This window comes from Providencia sp. PROV114 (assembly GCF_032704305.1).
In the GTDB taxonomy this organism is placed as follows: domain Bacteria; phylum Pseudomonadota; class Gammaproteobacteria; order Enterobacterales; family Enterobacteriaceae; genus Providencia; species Providencia rettgeri.
Window position 1 is genome coordinate 4316884 of sequence record NZ_CP120528.1, and the last position, 18228, is coordinate 4335111.

The 18228-nt window shown below is 43.7% G+C and carries 20 protein-coding genes and 1 pseudogene; 5 read left to right on the top strand and 16 right to left on the bottom strand.

The window, feature by feature from the left end:
• From P3L37_RS19810 to P3L37_RS19860, 11 genes are all read right to left on the bottom strand, one after another.
• Positions 1–639 carry a hypothetical protein gene (locus tag P3L37_RS19810; RefSeq protein WP_272667544.1) on the bottom strand — a complete coding sequence of 213 codons (639 nt, stop codon included), beginning with the start codon at positions 637–639 and terminating at the stop codon, positions 1–3.
• Positions 636–1226: a hypothetical protein gene (locus P3L37_RS19815; RefSeq protein ID WP_042847373.1), complete on the bottom strand. Its 591-nt coding sequence runs from the start codon at positions 1224–1226 to the stop codon at positions 636–638. The genes P3L37_RS19810 and P3L37_RS19815 overlap by 4 nt, the downstream gene beginning before the upstream one ends.
• A gap of 161 nt (positions 1227–1387) precedes the next feature.
• A complete protein-coding gene (locus P3L37_RS19820; RefSeq protein WP_162762212.1) occupies positions 1388–1939 on the bottom strand; it encodes a hypothetical protein in 552 nt (183 codons plus the stop codon).
• Positions 1940–2086: 147 nt separating this feature from the next.
• Positions 2087–2692, bottom strand: coding sequence for a DUF2913 family protein (locus P3L37_RS19825; protein WP_042847377.1), 606 nt, complete (start codon positions 2690–2692; stop codon positions 2087–2089).
• Between the two features lie 161 nt (positions 2693–2853).
• Positions 2854–3444, bottom strand: a complete 591-nt coding sequence (locus tag P3L37_RS19830; RefSeq protein ID WP_166268309.1) for a hypothetical protein — start codon at positions 3442–3444, stop codon at positions 2854–2856.
• Positions 3445–3507: 63 nt separating this feature from the next.
• Positions 3508–4047, bottom strand: coding sequence for a hypothetical protein (locus tag P3L37_RS19835; RefSeq protein WP_042847383.1), 540 nt, complete (start codon positions 4045–4047; stop codon positions 3508–3510).
• 14 nt (positions 4048–4061) lie between these two features.
• Positions 4062–4766, bottom strand: coding sequence for a hypothetical protein (locus P3L37_RS19840; RefSeq protein ID WP_042847384.1), 705 nt, complete (start codon positions 4764–4766; stop codon positions 4062–4064).
• A gap of 28 nt (positions 4767–4794) precedes the next feature.
• Positions 4795–5184: a hypothetical protein gene (locus P3L37_RS19845; protein ID WP_042847385.1), complete on the bottom strand. Its 390-nt coding sequence runs from the start codon at positions 5182–5184 to the stop codon at positions 4795–4797.
• Positions 5185–5272: 88 nt separating this feature from the next.
• The gene (locus P3L37_RS19850; RefSeq protein ID WP_042847386.1) at positions 5273–5599 is read right to left on the bottom strand and encodes a PerC family transcriptional regulator; all 327 of its coding nucleotides are present in this window, start codon (positions 5597–5599) and stop codon (positions 5273–5275) included.
• A 278-nt stretch (positions 5600–5877) separates the two neighbouring features.
• On the bottom strand, positions 5878–6225 hold the full coding sequence (locus P3L37_RS19855) for a hypothetical protein (RefSeq protein WP_042847387.1): 348 nt from the start codon (positions 6223–6225) through the stop codon (positions 5878–5880).
• A 130-nt stretch (positions 6226–6355) separates the two neighbouring features.
• On the bottom strand, positions 6356–6919 hold the full coding sequence (locus P3L37_RS19860) for a recombinase family protein (RefSeq protein WP_042847388.1): 564 nt from the start codon (positions 6917–6919) through the stop codon (positions 6356–6358).
• Positions 6920–7103: 184 nt separating this feature from the next.
• Between P3L37_RS19860 and P3L37_RS19865 the strand changes: the two genes are divergently transcribed.
• The 3 genes from P3L37_RS19865 to P3L37_RS19875 all read left to right on the top strand — a co-directional run bounded on the left by P3L37_RS19865 (position 7104) and on the right by P3L37_RS19875 (position 8542).
• Positions 7104–7454: a type II toxin-antitoxin system RelE/ParE family toxin gene (locus P3L37_RS19865; RefSeq protein WP_042847389.1), complete on the top strand. Its 351-nt coding sequence runs from the start codon at positions 7104–7106 to the stop codon at positions 7452–7454.
• 1 nt (position 7455) lies between these two features.
• Positions 7456–7755: a helix-turn-helix domain-containing protein gene (locus P3L37_RS19870; protein WP_042847390.1), complete on the top strand. Its 300-nt coding sequence runs from the start codon at positions 7456–7458 to the stop codon at positions 7753–7755.
• 82 nt (positions 7756–7837) lie between these two features.
• The gene (locus tag P3L37_RS19875) at positions 7838–8542 is read left to right on the top strand and encodes an IS6-like element IS26 family transposase (protein ID WP_001067855.1); all 705 of its coding nucleotides are present in this window, start codon (positions 7838–7840) and stop codon (positions 8540–8542) included.
• Positions 8543–8594: 52 nt separating this feature from the next.
• On the opposite strand, the pseudogene P3L37_RS19880 reads toward P3L37_RS19875, so the two are convergent.
• The 4 genes and pseudogenes from P3L37_RS19880 to trxA all read right to left on the bottom strand — a co-directional run.
• Positions 8595–9092: pseudogene (locus tag P3L37_RS19880) on the bottom strand (Wzz/FepE/Etk N-terminal domain-containing protein); the annotation flags it as partial.
• Between the two features lie 29 nt (positions 9093–9121).
• Positions 9122–10207 (bottom strand): UDP-N-acetylglucosamine--undecaprenyl-phosphate N-acetylglucosaminephosphotransferase, encoded by a 1086-nt coding sequence (wecA, locus tag P3L37_RS19885; RefSeq protein WP_004907283.1) that lies wholly within the window; start codon positions 10205–10207, stop codon positions 9122–9124.
• A 629-nt stretch (positions 10208–10836) separates the two neighbouring features.
• On the bottom strand, positions 10837–12096 hold the full coding sequence (rho, locus tag P3L37_RS19890) for a transcription termination factor Rho (protein ID WP_004906109.1): 1260 nt from the start codon (positions 12094–12096) through the stop codon (positions 10837–10839).
• Positions 12097–12815: 719 nt separating this feature from the next.
• Positions 12816–13142 (bottom strand): thioredoxin TrxA, encoded by a 327-nt coding sequence (gene trxA, locus P3L37_RS19895; RefSeq protein WP_004907277.1) that lies wholly within the window; start codon positions 13140–13142, stop codon positions 12816–12818.
• A gap of 117 nt (positions 13143–13259) precedes the next feature.
• Between trxA and rhlB the strand changes: the two genes are divergently transcribed.
• Both rhlB and gppA read left to right on the top strand, forming a co-directional pair.
• On the top strand, positions 13260–14546 hold the full coding sequence (rhlB, locus tag P3L37_RS19900; protein WP_004907274.1) for an ATP-dependent RNA helicase RhlB: 1287 nt from the start codon (positions 13260–13262) through the stop codon (positions 14544–14546).
• An 11-nt stretch (positions 14547–14557) separates the two neighbouring features.
• A complete protein-coding gene (gppA, locus tag P3L37_RS19905; RefSeq protein ID WP_004907271.1) occupies positions 14558–16060 on the top strand; it encodes a guanosine-5'-triphosphate,3'-diphosphate diphosphatase in 1503 nt (500 codons plus the stop codon).
• Between the two features lie 52 nt (positions 16061–16112).
• Here gppA and rep read toward each other — a convergent pair whose 3' ends face one another.
• A complete protein-coding gene (rep, locus tag P3L37_RS19910) occupies positions 16113–18137 on the bottom strand; it encodes a DNA helicase Rep (protein ID WP_109912167.1) in 2025 nt (674 codons plus the stop codon).
• Positions 18138–18228: the final 91 nt, after the last annotated feature.

Consider the following 18228-nt stretch of genomic DNA (forward strand, 5'->3'; position numbering starts at 1 on the left):
TTAACGTTGGCTCCAGTCGTGCTTCAGTGCAGATATGCTTGGGCGCGGGGCTTTGCCTATCCACTCGCAGCAGGTGAACCAGAATCGGTTAAATTTGTAGGGGATGTGGGTGTAATACCGATCGCCGTCATCTTCTTTGATTTTTTCACCGGCAATGACGGGGTGTTGGTGGCAGAACGGGCATGCCGCTGCACCGCCTGCCATTTCTGGCGCGATCGGGAATTGTGTAGCACCTAACATTTCCGGATCACCCGGCATGCGATGACGCCAGTGGGTGCCTTCTGGCAAGGTGATGAATTCATCGTCCAGTACGTATTCAAAGGTTGGCATCAAGACGTGATGCACACCGTGTTTACGCCAGCGTAACTGCGCCAGAAATTCAACTGTTTCCTCCGGCTTGGATTCCATCGGGACACGGAAGCGATACACGCCGGGAGTGCTTGGTAACCCTTCCCCCTTGGTGCCCACGGGATGCCAACAAACGTTCGCAGTAGGAATTGGATTGTGGTTGGCGTCATCCGCCATTGGTGAAAATGATTGAGAGTCAAACATGATATTCAGCACTCCTTTCGTGCAGATCGCTTTACCGAGTTGAATGAAAACACGCAGGCGCGCGCAGAATGACGAGGGTAGTTTCATCGGCGCACCTGCCCTACAGTGGCAATGCCGTGCAAGATAAACTCTGGAGGGGATCCGTTTTCAATGCGATAGATGGATAAGAAGACAAATAGCGCAACCCAGACAGTCATAAGCGGCGAAAGCATGAACGGCAACACTGTCCAGGTGGTCAATAGGAGCAGGCTCAACGATGCCCCTGCCACAATGAAAATCTGATAAAGCACCAGCTTGTAGTTGGCGACCATACGCAATAGCGCATGTGTCCGAAAGGTTGCATTATGGCGGAAGTTGCGAAACTCAATCCACATCAACCCGATCCAAAAGACATACGGGCTAAGACTGGCAGCGGCGTTAATCAGTAACATATCCCGCAGCGCCATCATCACTGAAGCTCGGTTGGTCTGTGAATATAATTGCCCTTCCGCAAGCAGGTGTACGGCACGAATAAACCCGTTATCCGCAATGTTCAGCAAGAGAACAATGATCGCGAAAACACCGAAGCCAATACGCAGAGCATTGTGTGACATTTCAGAGGTTTTCAAGCCCCAACCGATAGCGGATGTAGCCCCACAAATATAGCCGACACCCAATAGCGTTGACTGTGTCAACGAGGTTTCCTCAAACCCGGCCAGAGAGAACCAGCAAAGGCAGAAAACGCACATCACGCTAAGGCAGCACAAAAGACTACGTCGAGAGATGAGCGGGTAACGCAGTGCGCATGCCGCAATGTGTTGAAGCTCAGCAAACGGAAGAATAAACAAGCTCCGCATCAGCCTGCCCTCCGGCTTTCCAAAGCCAGTCGATTCCGGATCAGTGTGTAACGGTCATGGAAAAGGTGGCTTTCTGCAATTCCACTGGCCTGGCGACTACAGAACCAAGTCACATCATGAACTTGTGCATAAGAGACGTGTTCTTGCTTGTTCAGCAGTACAATGAGTTCACGAATGACGTCTTCTGGCGCACCACTGGCCGCGAACCGAAGCAAAGCTGCATGCGTAAACGGGGTTTCAATCGCGGAGATTTGGTAAAACAGTCCACCAGGATAACGCGCTAATGCGATCATTGAGACCATCACAGCGGAAGCTGCGCCTATCAGTGTCAACAATGGCATTACACCACCCATCGCTATAAAACTGGCCCCAGCGCTCACCATCGTCATTCCCGTGATCAGTGCAGTTGTTCCGGCCAAATTACGCTTCATGGTAACGCGGCGCATGCCCTCTAACGAGATATGACCCGCTCTCGCTTCCTGTTCAAGGAAATGCGAAAGGGACTCGTTGTACTCGGTGCCGGGTGTAATACTGCCTCTAAATTTGGACATAGTGCCCCCTGTGCTTGTATTACTGACAGGTTAACCCTGAGGCACTGACTGACGAAATTAAAAGGGCAGCAGAATGAGGGGGTTTTAAGACAAAAAAAGAGCCTTTTATTGAGGCTCTCTTTTGTGAAAATGGTGCAGCGCTTAGCGCTAATCCGGTAACGCGAGCAGGTGATAAAACGGCTTTTGCGCCAATTCCGTATTGGATAGGCCCCAACAGCAAGAAGCCAGCAGCGACTCCACTTTGTCCACCCTCCCTGTTAACACCACTTCGACTGGGTCGGTTTGTGTGCCGTCGTTATTGAAACCGGAGTCTAATGAGGCTTTTCTGATCCGTAGGTAGTCCGTATTTGCATTTAATCGTGCCGCGTCCATCTTCAGCCATTCCACTTCCGTTAACAGTGAGTACGGCCAGCCCATTTGAGACAGGGTACCCAAGATCGTTGTCAGCCGATACAAGTCGTTTTGAGTGGTCAGCTTGCCAGTCCCGCTGTCGTACAAGTATTGAAGCTTTTCCTTCAGCTTGGCATTGGTGGGGTGATTCTCACCTTGGCTGATAAGCCAGCGCAAGTCAGGGGCAACGTCCTTGTGAAAACGCTTTTGACGCATTGCCTGCTTCAACCATTCGAAGAGAAAAAGGTGCTCTTGTATATTTCCGTTAGCACGGCCATCTCTTTTGGCAATACCCAATGCGGTAAGCGCACACCAGGCAAGGTGCGCGCTCATTTGGTTTAAGGTCGTCTTTGTTTGGTTCATAACGTCAAGTATTGCCTATATTTCTCTTTTGTTTACAGCGCTATTTTACCCGAAATCTCACTGATATTCATGACACAGTTGCCCTGGGGCTGAGTTAAGACGTTAGTCAAATGCGAAGTCTTTAAAAGCACACTGACTACGTTAGCACCTTTTTCGCAATGTTAGTGGTCTGGGTGTTCTAACGAAGGTGTATCCTGAGTCAGACCCGTTTTTGCAATACTGTCAGTCAGCGAATTAATATTTTTTTCCATCTTAAGGCGAGCATCGTGATTGTCTTTTTCTTTTTTTGCCCGGAAAAGCATGGCATCCACGGCTCGGGTATGCACCGCGCTCATCGGCACGCCGGACATGACAACTGCATTGAGATAGTCAATGGCGGGACGCTCGTCCTCTGGCCCATAGCCCAATTTGTCGTAGGCATCCTTAGACACCGTATAAAGCAATTCAATTTCACTGACTGTTAACAGAGCCTTGAACTTAGGCAAAGCCCCATAGAAGAACAGACGAGTTAAGACCAGGATGCTACCACAACCCAGCGCGTAGTACCCCGCCAGATCCATTACACGGTGAAATTCTGAGTCACCGAAACCGACCAGATGGGTACATAAATAAGTAAAGCCATACAAGACCACAAAAAATAACATTGGCGTCAGCACAGCCGACAAGAGGATATTTTCAATAAACACAGTGACCTTCAGCATACGGCTATTACTCTGCCGTTGCAGGTACAGTTGAATGTCTGTCTTATCCATATTCATCATGCTCTCTTTGAGCGCTCAAACCGTTCGTGTTAGACGGTCTGAGCGTTACGATATTTAGGGGCGGCTATACGACCGTTTTGTTTTTTCAATGGCAGATTCGAATGTCTGGCTCAAGGCGTTCAGCTTGGAATCACGTTCATCCGCCTCGACCAATGCGTTAATTTTTCGCCGGTGGCGATAATTCATTGGGATCCCTTCCCTGATCAGAGTGTCGAGGTAATCAATACCCGACTTTTGTATTGACTCTGAACACCCCATTTCTTGGTATACGCTGAACGTTTTGGAACAAAGCGCCTCGATTTCACTTACTTCCAGCAGCGGGCACAGGCGTGGAAACACACACGAATAGTACAAATGCACAAAGGCCAGCAAGCAGACACAGCCCCCGGTAAAGAAGCACAACGGGATGAATAAGAGCTCATCCACAATTTTCGGCATGATGATCAGGTGAGCGATAGAAAACAGCAACGCCATGATAAGGAAGGAGATAAGCGGTGGTGTGAGGATGCAGTCCATCAGACGTGTGAACTTCAACAACCCACAGGAGCTTTGACGTTGTAGGTACAATTTGATGTCAATTTGTTCAGTTTTCATGTTGTCCTCTTCGGTTAACGGTCGTTTGCTTTTTTCTGTACATCTTCACATTTGGGCGAAACCCCGTGCGAGCCCTGCTCTTGCGCACTCAGGATCCACCAGCCATTTTCGACTTTATGCCTTGGGCTCAACCCGTCATCATCCGCCCAACGCATTGCTACCACGAAGTTATAATTGTTAAGCCAGCGGACAGCTGTTTGACAGTACAAGGCATTTTGCAGCATTGCTTTAATGCGATTGCTGATTTTTTTTGCCTCAGCGGGACTGCTCGTTGGGTTGACGTTGAAAATCAGCGCCGGATCTGCCTGCATCATGCTCCAGGTGATAATGTCTGCTTCAGAGACTCGTGCATGGCACTGCAAAAACTCGTTATTTCGGATGGCAATACGCGACACCGCACTTGGCCGAACAGCATTGCTTTCCAAAAGTGTCGGTAATTTATCTCGGTACTGCATCTGGTCAATTTGCTTCGACTGTAATGCCGAATCTGGTTTTTCCAGTGTATGCGACCCGTGACCCGCGATTAAATATCCGGCATGGTGATTGTGCAGCGCCTTGTAAATCCACATCGGGAACCGGTGTTCAGCCGTCATGCTGGTGGCAACAATCAATGCCTGATCGTAATCAGGGAAAAACACTTTTTTATGCGACCCGAATTGAATGGTTTTTGCGCCCATCAATAGTGGTGAGCCTACAGAACGATGATAAGGTGCGGCCAAGGTAGGTCCTCCGATACAACGTTGAAAGTTAGAAGGTACACATCGAGACGTAGCCCGACTTCTCCGATACGTCTTCCGGCTTTTTATCCAACTTGACTTGGCGATCTTCGTCGCGCATTAAATCGTACCGCAACACCTTGGTGCCCAGAGATTTTGACATGTCTCGGCAATGGATAAGGATGTGAACACGATTGGGTGGCAGGTGCGGGAACCGCTGCAAAAGGATTTTTGTGAACACGACAAACGACGTTTCATTGGTGTCAAATCCATATAGGTCTTCCAGGATGAAGTAAGTGTGATTTTTATTTCCCAACTTCCCCGGCTCAGGGCACAGCTTGACGCGAAAATGAATGGCCTCGCAGGACCATTCACGGTGCGGCAGCGCCATGAGTACGAAGTCTTTTAGTAAAGTGGACATAGAACCTCTCTGGTTGTGTTAGTTGCGCCCTTGGGCGATAAAAAAATTTTACGGGCAGTGATCCCGGTGACGAAATAAATCAGATCTGTTACAGGCAAGAGTTGCTTTTCACACAGAGGCGTACATACGCCGCTTCGACTTTCTGATGGATTGACGTAATGTCGTTGTGAATGTTGCTAAGTTCGATCCGCCTGGCATGGTAGGCGTTGGATAGTTCTATGCAGCGAAAACGTTGAGCCGCGATGTACTCGGCATGACTGGGGTTTTCCTGCATCGCAACGCCCCACTGCTTAGCAGCACGTAAGTACAAGTGTTTTGCCTCAAGCTCAAGTGCGATTTTGACTGCATCCACCTCGGGCAAATACTGTTTACCCAGGCGGTCAACGATATTCGATAAAACCTTCCTGCGTGCCATCAGACCAACTCCTACGGATAGTTGAAATATTGTACGGAATTGAGAGGATGGTACGATCGGTTGGGAAGTTGACGAAGAGAAAAGCAGGACAAAACGAGCGCCTTTTATTGCGTCTCGTTTTACGACGTCGCTAGCTTGGATATTAAAAACTTAAGGGGCAATTCAAAAGATTCTTTGTAGAATCTAAATTGTACTAGCACTGACTTGTGCTCGATGCTACGGCAAATCACAAATCAATTTTAAATATTGGCCTGTACTAAATATTCATATAAAGCGTTCTATGCCCCGGATTTATCTAGCACCACAACAGCTGGATTACTCTTTATATTTTTAATAATGATTCTGCCGTTGTTATACACTATAGTACGATGAGTTTTTGTTAGAGAGTCATCCCAATAACAAGGGTCGGAATCAAGATCTTTCCAATCATTTGGATTGTTTTCTTGTGGACGAAAAACCCCCATGCGAGTAGTGAAATCATTTTTAGGAAGACCATAAAAATCTTCAACCTCTGCCATTATACGAACCAGCAGAGAGAGCGCCTCTTTACGATCAGCAACAGGGGGGTGAGCTAGAAGTTTTTCGAAAAACAAATTAAGACGAACAGCTCTTGGGGGAAACGCCATAAAACAACCTCCAAAGTAATTAGTGATAATTGAATACCCATTGGATAAGAATCAAATCCCATATATTACACATTTATAACATGTTTTCATGTGGGGAAAATTATTTTGTGTCATTTAGCTATCTATTTCTCTATGTTATCCCACTCCTTTTCTCATTGATAATTTTGTAAACGGTTGAACGCGCAATCTGCATTTCTTTGGCAATGACAGTACCGCCTAACCCGCTTGCCTTCAGTTCTAAAACTCGTTCACGGTCAACCGACCGTTTGCGTCCAAATTTAACACCTTTGAGTAATGCTTCTTGCCGCCCCTCGTTTGTTCGTTCAAGGATTCGTTGTCTTTCCGCTTCAGCAACTGCTGATAAAATGGTGACCACCATCTTTCCCATTGAACCTTCCGTGCTTATGCCATCATCCAAAAATCGAACAGCGACACCCATTGAGTCAAATTCTTTTATTAGTTGGATCATGTCTGCGGTGTCTCGGCCGAGCCGGTCTAACTTTTTCACTAGGATAATATCACCCATCTCAACTTTAACTTTGAGTAACTGTAATCCTTCGCGATTAATATGGCTTCCCGATTCTTTATCGGTAAATAAACGGTGCTTTGCAACCCCAGCATCAATTAACGCTTTTTTCTGAATGTCAAGCGATTGTTGGCTGGTGGATACCCTAGCGTAACCAAAAAGACGCAAAATGTGTCTCCTAATTCATTATCGGACATATAGTGTCTATTAATTAAAATAATCGACTTAATAGACACTATTTTATTATTAATTTCAAGTGTCCGAAATATTATAACATATCGGACATTAATTAAATTGACAATATACCTTCCAGGTTATATCATTCATTATAACTCGGAGGTTATATATATTTATGTGGGAAATATTAACGAGAGATCTCTTTGATTCTTGGTTCGAAGAGCAAAATGAGGAAACTCAGATTGAAGTGTTGGCAGTGTTAATGATTTTACGTGAGGATGGCCCCAATCTTGGACGCCCTCAAGTTGACACCCTGAAGGGCTCACAGTTTCCCAACATGAAGGAACTGCGAATTCAGGTTGGTGGTCATCCGATTAGAGCGTGTTTCGCATTTGACCCAATTCGTCGTGGCATTGTGTTATGTGCCGGTGATAAGAAAGGAAAAGATGAAACCCGTTTCTACAAGAAATTAATCAAGATGGCCGATGCGGAATATGCAGCGCACTTATTAGAGCAGGAGAAATAACATGTCCACTTTAAATGAACTACTTGCAAAACAATCCCCCGAAACGCTGGCAAAAATTGAAGACCGAGCAGAAGAAATCCGGCGTGAAATCACACTAGCTAAAATTCGTGAGGAACTGAAACTTTCTCAAACTGAGCTAGCTCAATCACTGGGCGTTTCGCAACCTTCTATTGCTAAGCTTGAAAATGTTGATAACGATCCGAAGCTTTCAACTCTGAAGCGCTACATTAAAGCTTTAGGCGGTGAACTTTCTATCGATGTAACGTTACCGAATGGTAAGAGAATTGGATTGCATCTTTGAGCATAAAGCCTCTCAAGTTGGCACTGTTGCAAATAGTCGGTGGTGATAAACTTATCATCCCCTTTTGCTGATGGAGCTGCACATGAACCCATTCAAAGGCCGGCATTTTCAGCGTGACATCATTCTGTGGGCCGTACGCTGGTACTGCAAATACGGCATCAGTTACCGTGAGCTGCAGGAGATGCTGGCTGAACGCGGAGTGAATGTCGATCACTCCACGATTTACCGCTGGGTTCAGCGTTATGCGCCTGAAATGGAAAAACGGCTGCGCTGGTACTGGCGTAACCCTTCCGATCTTTGCCCGTGGCACATGGATGAAACCTACGTGAAGGTCAATGGCCGCTGGGCGTATCTGTACCGGGCCGTCGACAGCCGGGGCCGCACTGTCGATTTTTATCTCTCCTCCCGTCGTAACAGCAAAGCTGCATACCGGTTTCTGGGTAAAATCCTCAACAACGTGAAGAAGTGGCAGATCCCGCGATTCATCAACACGGATAAAGCGCCCGCCTATGGTCGCGCGCTTGCTCTGCTCAAACGCGAAGGCCGGTGCCCGTCTGACGTTGAACACCGACAGATTAAGTACCGGAACAACGTGATTGAATGCGATCATGGCAAACTGAAACGGATAATCGGCGCCACGCTGGGATTTAAATCCATGAAGACGGCTTACGCCACCATCAAAGGTATTGAGGTGATGCGTGCACTACGCAAAGGCCAGGCCTCAGCATTTTATTATGGTGATCCCCTGGGCGAAATGCGCCTGGTAAGCAGAGTTTTTGAAATGTAAGGCCTTTGAATAAGACAAAAGGCTGCCTCATCGCTAACTTTGCAACAGTGCCTTTAATGCTATCGGTTAAATTTTTGACTTCATCTGCTGGCGTAAACTCAATATCGTTAATGAGCTCATCCAATAATGCGGCATCTGCTTTAGGGTCATTCTCTAAGCGCTGCTTATAGTAATCCGTAGTTAGCCAAAACTGACGACGTGTATCATAAGAGCCGAGCTGCTTTGTGAATTCTTGATAAGCTTCTTTTGCAATTGTCGGTAATTGCCCTTCTTGTCCCGTATTATTAATACGGGAATCGAGGTTGCGCAGAAACTGCTGCTGAGAATAATAACTTCCCAGATTATTGACGGTTGGTAAATCCGTAATTGCTGTCGCACTCCACTTAGGCTGCATAAAATAGGACGCTCCCAAGGCAATTGCAGCAAAAATAACGGCAAATGCAACGATCCAAATTTTACCTTGCCACAATGAGCGACATAAACCACGGATATCCAATTCCGGCTCTATTGGCGATTGATGCTGACTCGGTTGTGTTTCTGAGTTATTCACTGCACAGAACCTCTATTTTCGTTTTGTCGTTACCGTACTGCTCCTCTACGTGCTCTACGTCTCACTCGCTTAATAAAACGGGCGACTTTCCAAGCTCGTTTGATGCAGTAACCATACATCATAAATACAAGCAAAAATAATGCCAACATTACCCATTCAGGTACAAATGTTAAGTGCTCACCAATAATACCAACACACGCTAAAGCAGCCGCTGATAATGTAATCAGCACAAATGCCCCTTTTGGTGTAAAACCAGAACGCATAATTAAATGATGAATGTGCTGGCGATCAGGTGAAAATGGGCTCATACCTTTACGAATACGGCGATACATAATGGCAACCATGTCCATTAGAGGGATCGCAATAATCCATAAAGCCGTAACTGGGTTAATCGGATGGACTTCCTCTTGCGTCGAAGCCACAAGGATCCAAATAATCGTGAACCCAATCAGTGTACTTCCCGCATCCCCCATGAAGACTTTAAAACGGCGACCTAACACGCCTAAATTTAAAAGAATATAAGGAAGAATAGCTGCAATAAAGGCAAAACACCAAAATGCTAACGCATAGTTACCGTTTTGATATAGCAAAAAGCCGAGAGCACCAAAAGAAACAGAAGATAAACCACCGAGTAACCCGTCAATACCATCAACCATGTTAAAAGCATTGATTGCTGCCCATACTGCAAATAAGGTAACGATATAACCGAATGGGCCAAGTACGAGTTCCCATGGTCCAAAGGCATGACCGAGTGACTCAAGTTTCAATCCTGCCGCTGTCATCATAACAACGGCAACGACTGCTTGAATACCAGCCCTTAATTTCACACTGATATCAAACCTATCATCTAATGCGCCAATAAAGACCAATAACCCCGCACAAGCGATATATAGCCACTTATGAGGAATGTATTCACCTGTAATATAAAATGCAAAACAGATCCCAAAGAAAACGGAAATTCCCCCAACAAGGGGAACTAATCCTACATGTTTCTTTCTGAAATTAGGCTTATCAACCAACCCGATTTTTATTGCAACAACTCGAGCCAGAAAAATAAAAACTAATGAAAACAAGAAAACGTAGAAGAGATTGGTTACAAAGTGTATGGTGTCCACTGTTCGACTCTCTTAATCTTTATATTTAACTTTCAAAACTAAATTTTTTTTGGCAAATGCCGATAAACAAGCAGGAGCCAATGCATTATCATCTTGGTACTGAAATCTGCTATAAGACGAATCTTTATTCATAAAGAAATTCCTGCAACATTATTAGTTCTTACACTTTATTAGGGTGTTTGATTTAATAACGAAACATCCCGTAATTTTATACTGAATAGCTGCAATATGCATGCCATAAAAACAACACTCTAGAATCGAGTTAATCGACTGGTGCTTAAATAAGCACTCGATGATTAAATAATAAAGTGATGAAAATAAATTTAACACTAGTCACAAAACAAATATAAACATAACATTTTTCTTTTGATTCATAATGTTAACATCATATTACTGATATTTTTATAGTGCATTATTAATTTTTAATAAAAACTTCGCCTATTTATTTAACGTTATTTATAAACAAAGTAATAAAACATCATCTTAATCTATTGAAACTAAATCGGCAAAATATTAGGCCTGATTTAATATGATATGTTTTAATTTTTATGAACTAACGCGGTGTATAAAAACAAAAAAATAGGTGCCATAACTGGCACCTATTTATAAAACACAGCGAACCTTAACGGCTAGGCTCTTTTCATAAAGTCAAAGAACTCTTCGTTGGTTTTCGTCATCGCTAACTTACTAATGAGGAACTCCATCGCATCGATTTCGCCCATTGGATGAATAATCTTACGTAAGATCCACATTTTTTGTAATTCATCTTGCGATGTAAGTAACTCTTCTTTACGCGTACCTGAACGATTGTAGTCTATTGCAGGGAACACACGTTTTTCTGCAATTTTACGAGAAAGGTGCAGTTCCATGTTACCTGTACCTTTAAATTCCTCGTAAATAACTTCATCCATTTTCGAACCGGTATCAACCAGTGCCGTTGCAATGATTGTCAGGCTTCCACCTTCTTCAACATTACGAGCAGCACCGAAGAAACGTTTTGGACGGTGTAATGCATTCGCATCCACACCACCGGTTAATACTTTACCAGACGAAGGTACTACGGTGTTATATGCACGGGCTAGACGCGTAATAGAGTCGAGTAAAATGATAACGTCTTTTTTATGTTCAACTAGACGTTTTGCTTTTTCAATTACCATTTCAGCAACTTGAACGTGACGTGCAGCAGGCTCATCAAATGTTGAAGCAATAACTTCACCTTTGACCAAACGTTGCATTTCTGTCACTTCCTCTGGGCGCTCATCAATTAGCAGAACCATCAGAACGCAATCAGGGTAATTGTGTGCAATATTTGCTGCAATATTTTGCAGTAACATTGTTTTACCCGCTTTCGGTGGAGCAACAATCAAACCACGTTGACCACGACCGATTGGAGCCGCAAGGTCCAATACACGTGCAGTTAAATCCTCAGTTGAACCATTACCACGTTCCATACGCAGACGACGGTTTGCATGTAATGGGGTTAGGTTTTCGAATAGAATTTTACTGCGGGCATTTTCAGGTTTGTCGTAGTTAACTTCATTGACTTTCAGGAGAGCAAAGTAACGTTCACCTTCTTTAGGTGGACGAATTTTCCCTGAAATTGTGTCACCTGTGCGTAGGTTAAAACGGCGGATTTGGCTAGGAGAAACGTAGATATCATCAGGACCTGCGAGGTAAGAACTGTCTGCTGAACGGAGGAAACCAAATCCATCCTGCAATATTTCCAGTACGCCATCGCCGAAAATATCTTCGCCACTTTTCGCATGCTGCTTCAAGATAGAGAAAATAATATCCTGCTTTCTCATACGGGCTAAGTTCTCTAGCCCCATGTTTTCGCCTAACGTAATCAATTCTGATACTGGCGTATTTTTTAATTCGGTAAGATTCATAATGGTGGGTTCTTTAACTCGGGGTAATTCTCGAACTATGAACGTAAATTGACGGCAGCTTATTATTAAGTGCCAGTTTAACTTTATACTGCCCTGTTGCTCACTAATTTTTACCAAAAGCAAACAACAATGCAAAAAAATCTTGTGCTAGCCATTACTAAGATTGCTCTAACATCTGACTGCATCTCATCTTGATGATGTGTGACATATTATTAGAAACACACGCAATATTAGCAATAGTTTTTTGTACATTTAGGACAACATCCATCCCAATATCGCAAATTTAATGGCAGATTAGCATTAAAAAACACATAACTGCTAAGTGCCAACCTTCTCCCACTTCATTTTTACATCCCTATGATATAAAAATATTGAATTTCATTATGTTCGTTTACGCACTATCTTTAATTCATATGAGAGATACATTGAAATCAAAGATATTGAATACGACTATAACTCAATGTCTAAACTTTCAATTTTCATATTTAAAATCATTACGCCATCAGTTTTTGATCAATAACAATCATTACGAAACAATCATCACAATACTAAACTAACAAGCTATATATGTAAGATAAGAGCAATGGAATACAAGGTAATTCATATGGGTGCTATACGAGGAATGAGGATAACTTATCATGCTTAAGTGAAGACGTCTAGCGGCTCTCTAGATAAAATAGATATACCGCTAAACGTTTTAGCTTACATATAACGATAACTTACAGATTTTCGTCTAAAAATTCTTTCAGTTGCGTTTTTGATAATGCACCGACTTTCGTTGCTGCGACTTCACCATTTTTGAATAAAAGCAAGGTCGGGATACCACGAATTCCATATTTTGGAGCGGTACCTGGGTTTTCATCAATATTCAGTTTTGCGATAGTCAGTTTGCCTGTATATTCTTCAGCAACTTCATCAAGAATAGGCGCGATCATTTTACAAGGACCACACCATGCTGCCCAAAAATCGACGAGAACAGGTGAACTTGCGTTCAGAACTTCAGTTGCAAAACTTGCATCAGTTATATGTATAATTTTATCGCTCATGTTGTACTCCAAAGGATCATCTTTTGCAGACTTAGTGTAACATTATTGGCAGCAGTATGCTTTATTTCAAAAGATACACTTTCGTAAACCAACCGTTAACTGATATTCTAACATACTATGAGTAAAGCACACTTGACAGAAAAGAAGTTTTCCGACTTCGCATTGCACCCTAAAGTCATTGAAGCTCTGAATAAAAAAGGCTTCAATTTTTGCACGCCTATACAGGCGTCCACCTTGCCTTTTACTGTCGAAGGCAAAGACGTGGCGGGTCAAGCGCAAACAGGTACAGGTAAAACGTTAGCTTTTTTAACGTCTACATTTCATTATTTATTAACTCACCCAGCTATTGAGGGTAAAAAAGCGAACCAGCCTCGTGCACTAATCATGGCGCCGACACGCGAACTCGCAGTACAAATTTATTCGGATGCTAAAGAGCTAGCTGAGTACACTGGCCTGAAAATGGGGCTAGCATACGGTGGTGACGGCTATGATGAGCAACTTAAGGTTTTACAAAACGGTGTTGATATCCTCATTGGTACAACTGGCCGTTTAATCGACTACGCAAAACAAGGCCATGTCGACCTAAGTGCGATTCAGGTTGTGGTACTTGATGAAGCCGACCGCATGTATGACCTTGGATTTATTAAAGATATCCGCTGGATTTTCCGTCGTATGCCAGGTGCCGCAGAAAGGCTTAATTTGCTGTTTTCTGCAACTTTATCTTACCGAGTCAGAGAATTAGCCTTCGAACAAATGAACAACCCTGAATATGTTGAGGTCGAACCTTTGCAAAAAACAGGTCACCGTATCAAAGAAGAGCTATTTTACCCTTCTAATGAAGAAAAAATGCGCCTGCTCCAAACGCTCCTTGAAGAAGAGTGGCCAGAGCGTTGTATTATTTTCGCCAATACAAAACACCGTTGTGATGATATTTGGGCGCATTTAGCTGCCGATGGCCATCGTGTAGGTTTATTAACTGGCGATGTCGCACAGAAAAAACGACTGCGTATATTAGAGCAATTCACACAAGGCCATTTAGATATTTTAGTGGCAACTGATGTTGCAGCTCGTGGTTTACATATTCCATCAGTAACTCATGTATTTAACTACGACTTACCTGATGACTGCGAAGATTACGTACACCGTATTGGCCGTACGGGTCGTGCGGGTGAAAGTGGAAACTCAATTAGCTTAGCGTGTGAAGAATATTCACTTAACCTGCCTGCTATTGAAGAGTATATCCAACACTCAATCCCTGTTAGTAAATATAACAGTGATGCATTATTGAGTGATTTACCTGCGCCAAAACGCCGCCATCGCCCACGCCCTGGAGGCCCACGTCGTAATTCGAATTCGCAGCGTCGCCACAATGGCCCACGTAACAACCATAAACGTCCAGGCTGAGTAAAAACGATATGCTGAAATCTTCTTCTCTTTATGCCGCCATCGATTTAGGCTCAAACAGTTTTCATATGCTAGTCGTACGTGAAACTGCTGGTAGCATTCAGGTAATCTCTAGGGTTAAGCGCAAAGTTCGTCTTGCCGCAGGTTTAGACAACAACAACCTGCTTTCTGAGCAAGCAATGGAGCGAGGCTGGCAATGTTTACGCCTGTTTTCGGAACACTTACAAGATATTCCGAATACACAAATTCGTGTTGTCGCAACTGCGACTTTGCGTTTAGCTAAAAATGCCGATATTTTCATCGAAAAAGCCAGCCAAATTTTAGGAAACCCTGTAAAAGTTATTCAAGGAGAAGAAGAAGCTCGCTTAATTTATCAAGGTGTTGCACATACAACTGGCGGGCCAGACCAACGCTTAGTAGTTGATATTGGCGGAGGAAGTACTGAGCTCGTTACAGGTACAGGCGCAAAAGCGGAGCAACTCTATAGTCTTGAAATGGGTTGTGTAACTTGGCTTGAGCGCTACTTTGGCGATAGAAGTTTAACAGAAGAAAACTTCTCAGCAGCTCAAGCCGCTGCCCATAATGTCATCGCCCCTATTGCAGATGCACTTAAGACACATGGGTGGAAGATTTGTGTTGGTGCATCCGGCACCGTACAAGCGATTCAGGAAATCATGATTGCCCAAGGCATGGATGAACTGATCACACTTTCTAAATTACAACAGCTTAAGCGTAAAGCCATTCAATGCCAAAAACTTGAAGAGCTTGAAATTGATGGCCTAACCTTCGAACGTGCTCTTGTTTTTCCAAGCGGATTATCTATTTTGATCGCTATCTTTGAAGCATTAGAAATTGATAACATGACACTCGCTGGCGGAGCACTTCGTGAAGGGCTTGTCTATGGCATGCTACAGCTTCCTATTGAGCAGGATATTCGCGCTCGTACCGTTCGCAATATTCAGCGGCGCTTCCAAGTCGATATCGAACAAGCAAGCCGAGTTCGTCAACTTGCAGAATATTTTTATTTACAAGTCGCGAAAGATTGGGGCTTAGATACACGTTGTCGTGATTTACTATCCAGTGCATGCGCGTTACATGAAATTGGCTTGAGTGTTGATTTCCGTAAAGGCCCCGAGCACGCTAGCTACCTCATAACACACCTTGATTTACCTGGTTTTACCCCAGCTCAAAAGCGGTTACTTGCTGCATTATTGATAAACCAGCAAGGCCCTGTTGATTTAACGCCATTAAGCCAACAAAATGCGCTCCCTATGCAGCATGCATATAATTTATGTCGTTTACTTCGCCTTGCCATTATTTTTGCGAGCCGTAGACGTGATGACACCTTGCCAGCACTAAGGCTTAATGTGAATGCACAAAGGTTAACCATCACGCTGCCTTATCGTTGGTTATCCGATCACCCTCTACGAGCGGAAAATTTACAGCAAGAAGTTCAATGGCAGGGCTATGTAAATTGGGCTTTAGAGTTGGAAGAACGTAATAGTTCAAATTGATAATATTTTCCACACTAGACCTACTCTAGTGTGGAAATTCAATTAGTTGCGGTTACTCACTTTTTTTATTTAACCCTAAACGCGCTTTAATATCGGCTAAAGCTGATTGCCCCTTCTGCATACGTTCCTGCGCACTAACCACTTTACGCTGCTGCTCCCATTGTAAATCATCTTGAGGCAATTCAAGGAGAAAACGGCTTAATTCAGGACGGATCAATTCACCATATTGGCGACGCTCACGACAATGAGAAAAGAATAGCTCTCTTTGCGCCCGCGTAATTCCTACATAAGCTAAACGGCGTTCTTCATCAATATTGTTTTCATCAATACTACTTTGATGTGGTAGCAGCCCTTCCTCCATGCCAACCAAAAAAACATAAGGAAACTCAAGGCCTTTAGAGGCATGTAACGTCATGAGCTGAACTTGGTCTGATTCTTCATCATCCTCACCACGCTCCATCATATCGCGCAGCGTAAAACGTGTAACCACTTGGCTCAATGTCATTGGGTCATTGAGCTCATCGCCTTCAACCATTTCACTCATCCATGTGAATAGTTGGTTGACGTTTTTCATTCGCATTTCGGCAGCTTTAGTACTGGTCGACGTTTCATATAGCCAGCTTTCATAATCCATTTCACGCAGTAAGTCACGCACCGCAATTAAAGGCTCACGCTCCGACGTTCGTACAATACTGTCCATCCAATGAGTGAAACGCTGTAATGCTTCTAATCCTTTGCCTTTTAAGATTTGTTCAAGCCCTAAATCAAAGCTGGCTTGATATAAACTTTTACCCCGCTGGTTTGCCCACTCCCCAAGTTTTTGGATAGTTTTAGGGCCAATTTCTCGACGCGGAGTATTAACAATACGCAAGAATGCACTATCATCTTCGGGGTTAGTAAGCACTCGCAAATAAGCTAACAAGTCTTTGATTTCAGGGCGAGAGAAAAATGAAGTCCCCCCTGAAATCCGATACGGAATACGGTTTTGCATCAACATTTTTTCAAAAATACGTGATTGATGGTTGCCACGATACAAAATGGCGTAATCTTTATATTCCGTCTTATTAATAAAGTGATGTGCGATAAGCTCCCCAATCACTCTTTCAGCTTCATGATCTTCATTATTCGCGGTCAGGACTTTAAGTGGCGCTCCATACCCTAATTCAGAAAATAATTTTTTTTCAAATACATGAGGATTATTGGCAATTAAAATATTCGCCGCTTTTAAAATTCGTTCTGATGAGCGGTAATTCTGCTCAAGCTTAATGACATTTAATTTAGGGAAATCTTGATTCAATAAAACCAAGTTTTGTGGCCTTGCTCCACGCCATGAATAGATTGACTGATCGTCATCGCCCACAACCGTAAACCTTGCTCGCTGCCCCACAAGCAATTTAACCAACTGATATTGACTCGTATTGGTATCTTGGTACTCGTCCACCAGCAAGTAACGAATTTTTTGCTGCCAACGCTCGCGAACTTCTTCATTTTGGTATAACAACAAGGTAGGCTTGCTGATTAAATCGTCAAAATCCAGCACATTGCAACTTTTCAGATGAAGTTCATAGCGGCGATAACACTCCGCAAAGTGATGCTCTTTCTCACTCCGTGCTTGGCCTATCACTTGTTGTGGCGAGATAAGATCATTTTTCCAATTTGAGATCGCTGAGATCAATTGTTTGAGTAAGTCTTTATCCTCTTCCAATAAATCAAAGGTAAGTTCTTTCAATAATGCCATCTGATCTTGGTCGTCAAATAGCGAAAAATTGGCTTTAATACCCAGCGCTTTATATTCACGCTTAATGATTTCCAACCCTAATGTATGGAAGGTGGATATGATCAAACCGCGTGCTTCTTTTTTCCCCAAGGTTTGAGCCACGCGCTCTTTCATTTCCCGCGCCGCTTTATTGGTGAAAGTCACCGCTGCAATTTGTCGAGGCTGATAACCGCATTGGCGAATTAAATGCGCAATTTTATTCGTGATAACACGCGTTTTACCTGACCCAGCCCCGGCTAACACAAGGCATGGACCCTCTACATATTCAACTGCCTGCTGCTGGCTTGGGTTTAATCGCATGGTTTTCTACATCACTTAGTTATTCAAAAAGGAATTCGCTACAGATTGTAGCAGAAACCGACCCAACTCTTGAGCAACGATCTTCTCTATT

What these genes read in the sequence shown, in the direction of transcription:
- P3L37_RS19810 (WP_272667544.1), bottom strand. Translation starts at nt 639, where the DNA reads ATGAAACTACCCTCGTCATTCTGCGCGCGCCTGCGTGTTTTCATTCAA.
- P3L37_RS19820 (WP_162762212.1), bottom strand. Translation starts at nt 1,939, where the DNA reads ATGTCCAAATTTAGAGGCAGTATTACACCCGGCACCGAGTACAACGAG.
- P3L37_RS19825 (WP_042847377.1), bottom strand. Translation starts at nt 2,692, where the DNA reads ATGAACCAAACAAAGACGACCTTAAACCAAATGAGCGCGCACCTTGCC.
- P3L37_RS19830 (WP_166268309.1), bottom strand. Translation starts at nt 3,444, where the DNA reads ATGGATAAGACAGACATTCAACTGTACCTGCAACGGCAGAGTAATAGC.
- P3L37_RS19835 (WP_042847383.1), bottom strand. Translation starts at nt 4,047, where the DNA reads ATGAAAACTGAACAAATTGACATCAAATTGTACCTACAACGTCAAAGC.
- P3L37_RS19845 (WP_042847385.1), bottom strand. Translation starts at nt 5,184, where the DNA reads ATGTCCACTTTACTAAAAGACTTCGTACTCATGGCGCTGCCGCACCGT.
- P3L37_RS19850 (WP_042847386.1), bottom strand. Translation starts at nt 5,599, where the DNA reads ATGGCACGCAGGAAGGTTTTATCGAATATCGTTGACCGCCTGGGTAAA.
- P3L37_RS19855 (WP_042847387.1), bottom strand. Translation starts at nt 6,225, where the DNA reads ATGGCGTTTCCCCCAAGAGCTGTTCGTCTTAATTTGTTTTTCGAAAAA.
- P3L37_RS19865 (WP_042847389.1), top strand. Translation starts at nt 7,104, where the DNA reads ATGTGGGAAATATTAACGAGAGATCTCTTTGATTCTTGGTTCGAAGAG.
- P3L37_RS19870 (WP_042847390.1), top strand. Translation starts at nt 7,456, where the DNA reads ATGTCCACTTTAAATGAACTACTTGCAAAACAATCCCCCGAAACGCTG.
- P3L37_RS19875 (WP_001067855.1), top strand. Translation starts at nt 7,838, where the DNA reads ATGAACCCATTCAAAGGCCGGCATTTTCAGCGTGACATCATTCTGTGG.
- rho (WP_004906109.1), bottom strand. Translation starts at nt 12,096, where the DNA reads ATGAATCTTACCGAATTAAAAAATACGCCAGTATCAGAATTGATTACG.
- trxA (WP_004907277.1), bottom strand. Translation starts at nt 13,142, where the DNA reads ATGAGCGATAAAATTATACATATAACTGATGCAAGTTTTGCAACTGAA.
- rhlB (WP_004907274.1), top strand. Translation starts at nt 13,260, where the DNA reads ATGAGTAAAGCACACTTGACAGAAAAGAAGTTTTCCGACTTCGCATTG.
- gppA (WP_004907271.1), top strand. Translation starts at nt 14,558, where the DNA reads ATGCTGAAATCTTCTTCTCTTTATGCCGCCATCGATTTAGGCTCAAAC.
- rep (WP_109912167.1), bottom strand. Translation starts at nt 18,137, where the DNA reads ATGCGATTAAACCCAAGCCAGCAGCAGGCAGTTGAATATGTAGAGGGT.